The organism is Pseudomonas sp. LA5, assembly GCF_028640825.1.
Classification (GTDB): domain Bacteria; phylum Pseudomonadota; class Gammaproteobacteria; order Pseudomonadales; family Pseudomonadaceae; genus Chryseomonas; species Chryseomonas aestiva.
Genome location: NZ_JAQYZY010000019.1, coordinates 350,282 through 359,756, shown reverse-complemented (window position 1 = coordinate 359,756; position 9,475 = coordinate 350,282). Strand labels below are relative to the sequence as shown.

Genomic DNA, 9,475 nt, shown 5'->3' with positions numbered 1-9,475 from the left:
TCCATCTGCCGTAGCGATTGGAGATCCTCCAGGCGCCGGGTCAGCGCGCGAAGCGTGCGGATGGACACAGGCTCGGGGTGCCAGGCCCGCAGGCTGTCTTCATGCCGCTGGCCATAGGTGGCGATCAGCTTGGCGTCGAGTTTGTCCGTCTTGCTGCGCTGCAACTGGCTTTGCGCATAGCGAGCGATCTGTGCCGGATTGAGCACGGCGATTCGGTAGCCCAGCGCATGGAAATGCTCGGCGAGCGCTTCGTGATAGGTGCCCGTGGCCTCCATCACGATCCAAGCGCCTGGCTCGGCATGCTGTTGCAGCCAGTCGGCAAAGACCGCGAAGCCTGACGGATCGTTGCTCAGCCTGCCCTTGGTCCGGTGCTTGCCATTGGATTGCAGGACCGCCAGATCGAAGCTGCGCTTGGCGATATCAACACCGATTACGGCCATGATGTCTCCTCCTTCAGATGCGACACGATCACGTCATCCCGTCCAACCTTGTGCAATACGAGCTCTGGAGGCTCTAGATACCGTTCGGACTCGGGGATGGGTGTGGAGGAGGCAGCCTATCTACGTTGCAAGCTCAAAGGCTTAAGGGTGGACACGGCCTGCCATCCTCCCCCGATGATCAGTCGGGGACTATGCCCCCTGAGGAGGCTGTCGTCGAGATACAAGGGTGGAAAACGGCGCAGCCTTTTCCGCCTGCGGTATCTCGTAGGTTGGGCTGAGCGCAGCGAAGCCCAACGCAGCCTGGGCCTGTTGGGCTTCGACGATGGAGCCGTCTCAGCCCAACCTACGGGTTGGCGGCCCCCTCACTCCAACCTGATCCTCGAGGGAGAGAGTGCGCTTGGACCAGGTGTAGGGTGGAAAACGGCGCAGCCTTTTCCACGCGGGCTAGCTCGATGCTCAACGCCGCTCCAGCAATACCCCACTTTCCATATGGTGCGTCCAGGGGAACTGGTCGAACAGGGCGCAGCAGGTGATGCGGTGGGTGTCCTGCAACTGGGCGATGTTCTCGGCCAGGGTCTCCGGATTGCAGGAAATATAGAGGATGCGCTCGAAGCGGCGGGTCAGCTCGCAGGTGTCGGGGTCCATGCCGGCGCGGGGCGGGTCGACGAAGACGGTGCCGAACTGGTAGCTCTTGAGATCCACGCCGGCCAGGCGGCGGAAGGGACGGACCTCGTTGAGCGCCTGGGTCAGTTCTTCGGCGGAGAGACGCACCAGGGTGACGTTGTCCACGCCATTGCTGGCCAGGTTGTGCAGGGCGGCGTTGACCGAGGTCTTGCTCACCTCGGTGGCCAGTACCTTACGGACCCGGCTGGCCAGCGGCAGGGTGAAGTTGCCGTTGCCGCAATAGAGCTCCAGCAGATCGTCGTCGCGCTCGCCCAGGGCGGTGTGGGCCCAGCTCAGCATCTTCTGGTTGACGGTGCCATTGGGCTGGGTGAAGCCGCCCTCGGGTTGCAGATAGCGGTAGGTCGTCCCGGCCACCTCCAGTTCTTCGAGCACATGGTCGCGCCCGATCACCAGGCGCTGGCCGCGGGAGCGACCGATCAGGCTGACGCCCAGGTCGGCGGCCAGGCGCTCGGCGGCGGCTTGCCAGGCGGCGTCCAGGGGGCGGTGGTAGGCCAGGGTGATCAGGGCGTCGCCACTCAGGGTGGTGAGGAATTCCACCTGGAACAGCTTGAACGACAGCGACACGTCCGCCTGCCAGCCGGCCTTGAGGCGCGGCATCAGGTCATTGATGCGCTGGCTGGCGATGGGAAAGGCTTCGATGAGGATCGGCGTGCGCTTGTCGCCCGGGGCGAACATGGCGTAGTGGCGTTCCTCGTTCTCCCGCCACAGGCGGAATTCGGCGCGCAGCCGGTAGTGCTGCAGCGGCGAGGCGAAGACTTCCGGCTCGGGGGCCTGGAAAGGCGCCAGCAGTTCGCGCAGGCGGTCGGCCTTGGCGTCGAGTTGAGCCTGGTAGTCGGCGGGAACGAAGGAGGGTTGGGACATGGTAGATCCGGAGCAGGGTGGGGCGGGGGAGACCTCGGGGCCGGAGCCCCGAGGGGAGGGGTCAGGCGTTGAACCAGCCCAGCTTGATGACGAACAGGATCGACAGCACGATCAGCGCCGAATTCAGCTCGCGGGTACGGCCGGAGAGCAGCTTGATGACCGTCCAGGTGATGAAGCCGAAGGCGATGCCGTTGGCGATGGAATAGGTCAGCGGCATGGCCAGGGCGGTGACCAGCACCGGGGCGGCGGTGGTCAGGTCGTCCCACTCGATCTCGGCCAGGCCCGAGGTCATCAGCACGGCGATGAAGAACAGCGCCGGGGCGGTGGCGAAGGCTGGCACGCTACCGGCCAGGGGAGCGAAGAACAGCGCCAGCAGGAACAGCACCGCGACCACCACGGCGGTGAGGCCGGTACGCCCCCCCGCGGAAACGCCCGCGGCGGATTCGATGTAGCTGGTGGTGGTGGAGGTGCCCAGCAGCGAGCCGAACATGGCGGCGGAGCTGTCGGCGATCAGGGCGCGGCCCATCTTCGGCAGGTGGCCGTCCTTGCCCATCAGGCCGGCGCGCTTGGCCACGCCGATCAGGGTGCCGGAGTTGTCGAACAGGTCGACGAACAGGAAGGCGAAGATGACGCTGATCAGGCCGACGTCCAGGGCGCCCCGGATGTCCAGCTGCAGGAAGGTCGGTGCCAGCGACGGCGGCATGGAGACCAGGCCGCCGAAGGCGCTGACGCCCAGGGCGATGGCGATCACGGTGACCACCAGGATGCCGATCAGCACCGCGCCGGTGACCTTGCGCGCTTCGAGCACGACGATCAGGAAGAAGCCGAGGATGGCCAGCAGCGGACCCGGCTTGGACAGGTCGCCCAGGCCCACCAGGGTCGCCGGGTTACCCACCACGATGCCGGCGGTCTGCAGGGCGATCAGCGCCAGGAACAGGCCGATGCCGGCGGCGATGCCCGAGCGCAGCGGGAGCGGGATGCTGTTGATGATCCATTCGCGGATGCGAAAGATCGACAGCAGGAAGAACATCAGCGCCGAGAGGAATACCGCGCCCAGGGCCACCTGCCAGGTATGGCCCAGGTGCAGGACCACGGTGTAGGTGAAGAAGGCGTTGAGGCCCATGCCCGGGGCGAGGGCGATGGGGTAGTTGGCGATGAGTCCCATGAGCGCCGAGCCTATGGCGGCGGCCAGGCAGGTGGCGATGAAGATCGCGCCCTTGTCCATGCCGGTGGCGCCGAGGATGCTCGGGTTGACGAACAGGATGTAGGCCATGGCCAGGAAGGTGGTGACCCCGGCCAGCAGTTCGGTGCGGACAGAGGTGTTGTGAGCCTTGAGTTGGAAGAGTCTTTCCAGCATGGGATGCCTCGTGCGCGCCGGTCTGATCGGAAAAAGGCGCGCATCATAACAGGTCGGTAAACACGGGTAAGACGCTAAGCCCTAACCCCCAATCGACATCGCCTGGAGCCCTGTCCGCCTGGTCAACTTCCAGAGGTATGGCCGCTGACCGAATCGCCTGCGTTGCGGGCCAGGCGGAAGGCATCCAGGGTGCTCAGGATGCCGAGCACGGCCACTATGCAAAAGGCTAGCCGAAAGTCCGCCAGTTGCGGGTCGAGGTGGCCGTGCCAGTCCATCGAGGCGCGTAGCAGCAGGGCGGCGATGGCCACGCCCAGGCCCATGGCCAGCTGGAAATTGGTGCTGAACAGGGTGGAGGCATGGCTCAGCCGCGACTTGGGGATGTCGGCGAAGGCCAGGGCATTGCTGGCGGTGAACTGCAGCGAGCGGAACACCCCGCTGAAGAACAGCAGGAGCAGGATCGCCGGCAAGGGCCAGTCCGGAGTGAGCAGGCCACAGGCCAGCAGGCTGAACGCGCTGAGCAGGCCGTTGACGGTCAGGATGGTGCGCAGGCCGAAGCGGCGCATGGTGGCGGTGGTGAAGGGCTTGGCCGCCAGGTTGCCGGCGAACAGTGCCAGGAGCAGCAGGCCGGCCTGGAAGGCGTCCAGGCCAAAGGCCAGCTGGAACAGCAGGGGCAGCAGGAAGGGCGCCGTGGCGATGGTGACGCGGAACAGGCCGCCACCGAGGATGGCCGCGCGGTAGGTGGGGATGCGCAGTGTGCCAAAATCGATCAGCGGGCGTTCGATCCGGGTCATGTGGCGCACCGCCTTGGTGCCGAGGATCAGCCCTATGCCCATCCAGGCCAGGTTGGCGCCCAGGCTGCCATGGTTCTGGCCGAGGCGCTCCACGCCCCACATGAAGGCCACGCAGGCGCCGCCCAGCAGCAGGAAGCCGCGCCAGTCCAGCGGATGGCGCTGGGTCGGCAGGTCGGCGGGCACCAGGCGCCAGGCCAGCAGCAGGGCGATCAAGCCCAGCGGCAGGTTGAGGTAGAAGATCCAGCGCCAGTCGGCATAGGTGGTGATCAGGCCGCCCAGGGGCGGGCCGAGCACAGGGGCCACCAGGCCCGGCCAGGTGATGAGGGCGATGGCGCGCACCAACTCGTGCTTTTCGGTGACCTGCAGGACCACCAGACGCCCCACGGGCACCATCAGGGCGCCGCCGAGCCCCTGGAGGATACGCGCGGCGATGAAGTGTTCGAGGGACAGGGCCATGCCGCAGAGCAGCGAGGCCAGGGTGAAGACGCCGATGGCCAGGGTGAAGACCGGGCGGGGACCGAAGCGCTCGGCGATCCAGCCACTCACCGGGATGCCCACGGCGATCGCCAGCAGATAGGCGCTGATGCCCAGGTTGAGGTCCACCGGATCGCGGCCGAAGGACAGGGCCATCTGCGGCAGCGCCGTGGCGATCACCGTGGCGTCCAGGTTTTCCATGAAAAAGGTGAAGCTCACCAGGCCGGCGAGAAGCTTCCAGCGTTCCAAGGGCTGCACCTCTGGGCAGGGGGGTGGGCTACTCTGCCTGAGGTGTCGCAAGGCGCGCCAGCCCTGGCTTGCCGATAAAAAGTCAAAGGATTCACCACCCTGTTCGGACGGGCTGCTAAAGTCGAGAAGAAACAGGTTCGATAATTGTCATCGCCACGAGGAAACCGTTGCATGAAGGACGTGACCGACAGCCACATCGTGGCCATGGCGGAAGCCCGGCGCCTGCTTGAACGGGGTAGCCAGGCCAAGCGTCAGCACCAGCGCTATTTCCTCAACTTCCTCACCTTGCGCCAGGAAGCCTCGCGACTCAGTCAGCAGTCCTATCGGCTGAGCTGCGCGCTGGACGCCTTTTCCACCGAGCGCTCGCGCCAGTTGCCGCGGGTGCTGACCCTGGTAAAGGCCAACCGGGACGAACGGTTGTAAGGCCAGCAGCGCAACCGTAGGTATTCGTGGAGCTTTTTCTCCGGCCCCGGGGTCAAAACCTCGAACGCAGAGGAGAAACACCCCATGACCAAGCAATCACTGCTCTCCCTGGCGCTGGGCGCCGTCGTCCTGACCGGAGCCCTGCATGTCCAGGCCGCGCCCGAATCCATGACCCCGACCAAGCCGGCCGCCGACAAGGCCGCTTCGGAGCCCACCAGCTCGCAGTACCAGAACAAGGTCAACAAGAAGGACGCCAGTCAGAGCGATGAGGCGGTCACCCACGACCCTGATCATCCTACCTTTGAACTCGAAGAGGGTGGCCGGGCGCCGCGCAAGTACATTCGTGACGAGTACGTGATCAAGGATTTCAAGAAGCATGGTCTGGAGCAGCCGGGCGAAGACAGCCAATGGGTCAAGATCGGCTCCGACTATGTACTGATCAAGCGCAGCAATGCGGTGATCGACAAGATCGTCAAAGCCAAACAGTGATCCACCATGACCGGGGCCGGCCCTCGGCCCCGGTGGCATTCGGGGTGTCCAGTCGCCAGGCTGAAGCACCCCTTCTGGAGTTTTTGCATGACCAGTGAAATCCGTGTCGTCGCCATCCTGCAGGCCAAACCCGGTCAGGCCGAGGCTGTCGAAAACGCCATGCGTGCCATCGTCGCGCCGTCCCGCGCCGAAGCCGCCTGTCACTTCTATACCCCGCACCGCGATCCGAGCCATGCAGGTCGCTATGTCTTCGTCGAACGCTGGGCCAGTCGCGAAGCCCTGGCCGAGCACGAGCAAACCCCTCACTTCAAGCAGTTGCTGAGCGATCTGGACGGTCTGCTCGTCGACGCGCCGCAGGTCATGATCCTCGAGGAATTGCCGCTGGCCTGAGCCGCCGACATGCCGTTGTCACCTGCCTGAGCCACCCTGGCCTCTTTTCCTGGAGGCCAGGATGAGTACCTCTCGACGTCAAGCGCTGGGCCTGCTCGGCCTGGGTCTGAGCGCACCCTGGTTCGCCGGTTGCAGCGCTCGCACGCCACAGCCGGATCCCTTCACCCTGGGCGTCGCCAGTGGTGATCCTGCTACCGACGGCTTCGTCATCTGGACCCGCCTGGCGCCCGATCCGCTGGCCGAGGACGGCCTGGGCGGTCTGCATGGTCCGGTCGAGGCCGGTTGGGAAGTGGCCCTGGATCCGGGGCTGCGCCAGGTGGTGCAGCGCGGAGTGATCCAGACGCAGCCACAGTCTGCTTTCCGCCTGTCCATCCCCCTGACCGGTCTGCTGCCTGGACGGCCCTACTGGTACCGTTTCACCGCGCTGGACCACCAGAGTCGTATTGGGCGCGCCACTACGCTACCGCCGTCAGCCAGCGCTCCGCAGCGGCTGAAGCTGGTGGCCGCTTCCTGCTCCCACTATGAGAAGGGCTTCTTCAGCGCCTATCGGCACATGGCGGACGAACAGGCGGATCTGGCGCTGTTCCTCGGGGACTATATCTACGAGGCCAACGTGCCCCTGCTGCTGCCGGCGGTGCGTCGGCATGGCCTGCCGGAAGCCCGGGACCTGGCCAGTTACCGCCGGCGCCATGCGCTGTACCGCACCGATCCCGATCTGCAGTACCTGCACGCCAATGTCACCAGTCTCATGACCTGGGACGACCACGAGGTGCAGAACGACTATTCCGGTCCCTGGGCGGCGGACCCCAGGGTCAGTCTGGCTGCCTTCGCCGCGCGGCGGCAGGCTGCCTACCAGGCTTTTCGCGAACATTCGCCGCTGCGCGGGTGGCGGACCCAGGGCAGCGCGCTGCGCCTCTATGACCGGTGGCGCTTCGGTGACCTGGCGGAGATCCATCTGCTCGATGGTCGGCAATACCGCAGCGAACCGGCCTGCACGACGCCCAGGACCCGCGGTGGCCAGCTGGTCGCCCCGGATTGCCCGGGTCTGCGCGACGCCGCGCGCAGCATGCTCGGGCAGGCGCAGGAGCGCTGGCTGCTGGATGGCTTTCGCCACAATGCCACCCGCTGGAATCTGATCGCCCAGGATCTCCTGCTGGCACCCCTGCGGCAGCGCCTGCCGGAGGGCGATCCGGCGCGCTGGACCGATGGCTGGGACGGCTACCCGGCGACTCGCGAGCGGCTGCTCGCGGCCATGGCTGACAGCCGCCTGGCTAATCCGGTAACCCTGGGCGGGGACATCCATTCCTTCTGGGTGACGGACCTGCACCGCGAGCCGGAAGACGAGCGGAGTCCTGTAGTGGCGAGCGAATTCGTCGGCACCTCCATCACCTCGGACGGACCGGACTACCGCCGTTTCCAGGCGCTGTTGCCGGAGAATCCCCAGGTGCGCTTCTTCGACAGCCGGGAGCGTGGCTATCTGGCCCTGGAGCTGACGCGGGAACGGTTGCAGGTGGACCTGCGCACCATCAGTGATCGAACGCGCCCGGATGCCGGACGCGGCACCCGGGCAAGCTTTGTGGTGGAGGCGGGGCGGCCAGGGGCCGTCCCTGCCTGAGAGCCTGCTCCAAAGCTGCTGCGCGTCGGCCAATCTGCGTTGAAAATGGCTTCGGAATGCTCATTTACCCTACATAAACTCCGCTTCCTCAGCTATTTTCGCGGGGCCGCCTAGGCCTTGCTTGGCTCTAGCTCGCTAGCCTTGGAACAGGCTCTGCGGGGCTCAGACGAACAGCGACAGCAGCATGATGAAGGCCAGGGCCACCACCGAGAGGATGGTTTCCATCATCGACCAGGTCTTGAAGGTTTCGGCCACGGTCATGTTGAAGTACTGCTTCACCAGCCAGAAGCCGGCGTCGTTGACGTGGGAGAGGATCACCGAACCGGCACCGGCGGCCAGTACCAGCAATTCCTTGTTCACACCGGGGATCAGCGCCACCACGGGGGCGACGATGCCGGCGCCGGTGATGGTCGCCACGGTGGCGGAACCGGTGGCCACGCGGATCACCGCCGCCACCAGCCAGGTCAGCAGGATCGGCGAGATCTGCGTCTGCACCGCCAGGTTGCCGATCACCTCACCCACGCCGCTGGCCACCAGCATCTGCTTGAAACCACCGCCGGCGCCGACGATCAGCACGATGGCCGCCACTGGCGCCAGGCTCTGGTCGAGCAGCTTGACGATCTTCTCGCGAGAGAAGCCGCAGGCGGTGCCGAAGCTGTAGAAGCTCAGCAGCAGGGCGGCGAGCAGGGCGGTGATGGGGTGGCCGATGAAGTCCATCCAGATGCGGAAGTGATTGTCGGCGGCGAAGAAGATGTCGGCGAAGGCCTTGAGCAGCATCAGGATCACCGGCAGCAGCACGGTGAAGACGGTGATGCCGAAGCCCGGCAGATTGCGGTTGTCGGTCTCCTGGGCGATCTGGGCGACCAGTTCGGGGTTGGCCGAACCGGGGATACGCTTGGAGATCCAGGCACCGAAGAGGGGACCGGCGATCATGGCGGTGGGCAGGCCGACCAGCAGGCCATAGAAGATGGTCTTGCCGATGTCGGCACCGAACACCCCGACCGCCAGCAGCGGACCCGGGTGCGGCGGCACCAGGCCATGCACGGCGGACAGGCCGGCCAGCAGCGGGATGCCCAGCTTGACCAGCGACAGCCCGGTACGGCGGGCGACGATGAACACCAGGGGTGCCAGCAGCACGAAGCCGATCTCGAAGAACAGCGGGATGCCCACCAGGAAGGCGGCGAACATCATCGCCCAGTGCACGCGCTTGATGCCGAAGGCGCGGATCAGCGTCTGGGCGATCTGGTCGGCGCCGCCGGAATCGGCCATCAGCTTGCCGAGCATGGTGCCCAGGCCGAGCAGGATGCCGACGAAGCCGAGTACGCCGCCGAAGCCGTCCTGGAAGGATTTCATGACCTTTTCCACCGGCATGCCGGAGGTCAGGCCGAGAAAACCCGAGGCGATGGTCAGGGCGATGAAGGGATGGACCTTGAACTTGGTGATCAGCAGCACCAGGCCGATGATGGTGACCAGGGCGTCGAGCAGAAGGAAGCTGTTGTGGTCCATGCCGAACATGGCGCCTCTCCTATTGTTGTTGTGGGCGTTGTAAGAGCCTATTCAAGGTCTGCTGCGCGTCGGCCAAACTGCGTTGAAAAGGCCTTCGGAATGCTCATTTACCATTCGTAAACTCCGCTTCCTCAGCCCTTTTCGCCTTGTTTGTCTCTAGCTCGCGAGACTTTGAACAGACTCCAAGGGTTGGAAT

Annotated in this window: 9 protein-coding genes; 4 read left to right on the top strand and 5 right to left on the bottom strand. The window is 65.5% G+C overall.

Annotation, left to right across the window (positions count from 1 at the left end):
- The 4 genes from PVZ72_RS03850 to PVZ72_RS03835 all read right to left on the bottom strand — a co-directional run.
- Positions 1-440: IS110 family transposase (locus tag PVZ72_RS03850; protein ID WP_273861253.1), on the bottom strand; the 440-nt coding region annotated here is incomplete at its 3' end.
- Positions 441-896: 456 nt separating this feature from the next.
- A complete protein-coding gene (gene trmA / locus PVZ72_RS03845) occupies positions 897-1,985 on the bottom strand; it encodes a tRNA (uridine(54)-C5)-methyltransferase TrmA (protein WP_273861252.1) in 1,089 nt (362 codons plus the stop codon).
- Positions 1,986-2,046: 61 nt separating this feature from the next.
- The gene (locus PVZ72_RS03840; RefSeq protein ID WP_273861251.1) at positions 2,047-3,342 is read right to left on the bottom strand and encodes an NCS2 family permease; all 1,296 of its coding nucleotides are present in this window, start codon (positions 3,340-3,342) and stop codon (positions 2,047-2,049) included.
- A 122-nt stretch (positions 3,343-3,464) separates the two neighbouring features.
- On the bottom strand, positions 3,465-4,856 hold the full coding sequence (locus tag PVZ72_RS03835; RefSeq protein WP_273861250.1) for an MFS transporter: 1,392 nt from the start codon (positions 4,854-4,856) through the stop codon (positions 3,465-3,467).
- Between the two features lie 171 nt (positions 4,857-5,027).
- Here PVZ72_RS03835 and PVZ72_RS03830 point away from each other — a divergent pair, with 171 nt between their 5' ends.
- The 4 genes from PVZ72_RS03830 (at position 5,028) to PVZ72_RS03815 (ending at position 7,773) form a co-directional block, all read left to right on the top strand.
- Positions 5,028-5,279 carry a hypothetical protein gene (locus tag PVZ72_RS03830; RefSeq protein ID WP_273861249.1) on the top strand — a complete coding sequence of 84 codons (252 nt, stop codon included), beginning with the start codon at positions 5,028-5,030 and terminating at the stop codon, positions 5,277-5,279.
- Between the two features lie 84 nt (positions 5,280-5,363).
- A complete protein-coding gene (locus PVZ72_RS03825) occupies positions 5,364-5,768 on the top strand; it encodes an RcnB family protein (RefSeq protein WP_133859742.1) in 405 nt (134 codons plus the stop codon).
- 87 nt (positions 5,769-5,855) lie between these two features.
- Positions 5,856-6,158 (top strand): putative quinol monooxygenase, encoded by a 303-nt coding sequence (locus PVZ72_RS03820; RefSeq protein ID WP_133859741.1) that lies wholly within the window; start codon positions 5,856-5,858, stop codon positions 6,156-6,158.
- Positions 6,159-6,219: 61 nt separating this feature from the next.
- Positions 6,220-7,773 carry an alkaline phosphatase D family protein gene (locus PVZ72_RS03815; protein WP_273861248.1) on the top strand — a complete coding sequence of 518 codons (1,554 nt, stop codon included), beginning with the start codon at positions 6,220-6,222 and terminating at the stop codon, positions 7,771-7,773.
- Between the two features lie 162 nt (positions 7,774-7,935).
- On the opposite strand, the gene PVZ72_RS03810 is transcribed toward PVZ72_RS03815, so the two are convergent.
- Complete coding sequence (locus PVZ72_RS03810; protein ID WP_133859739.1) at positions 7,936-9,288, bottom strand: GntP family permease; 1,353 nt, start codon at positions 9,286-9,288, stop codon at positions 7,936-7,938.
- Positions 9,289-9,475: the final 187 nt, after the last annotated feature.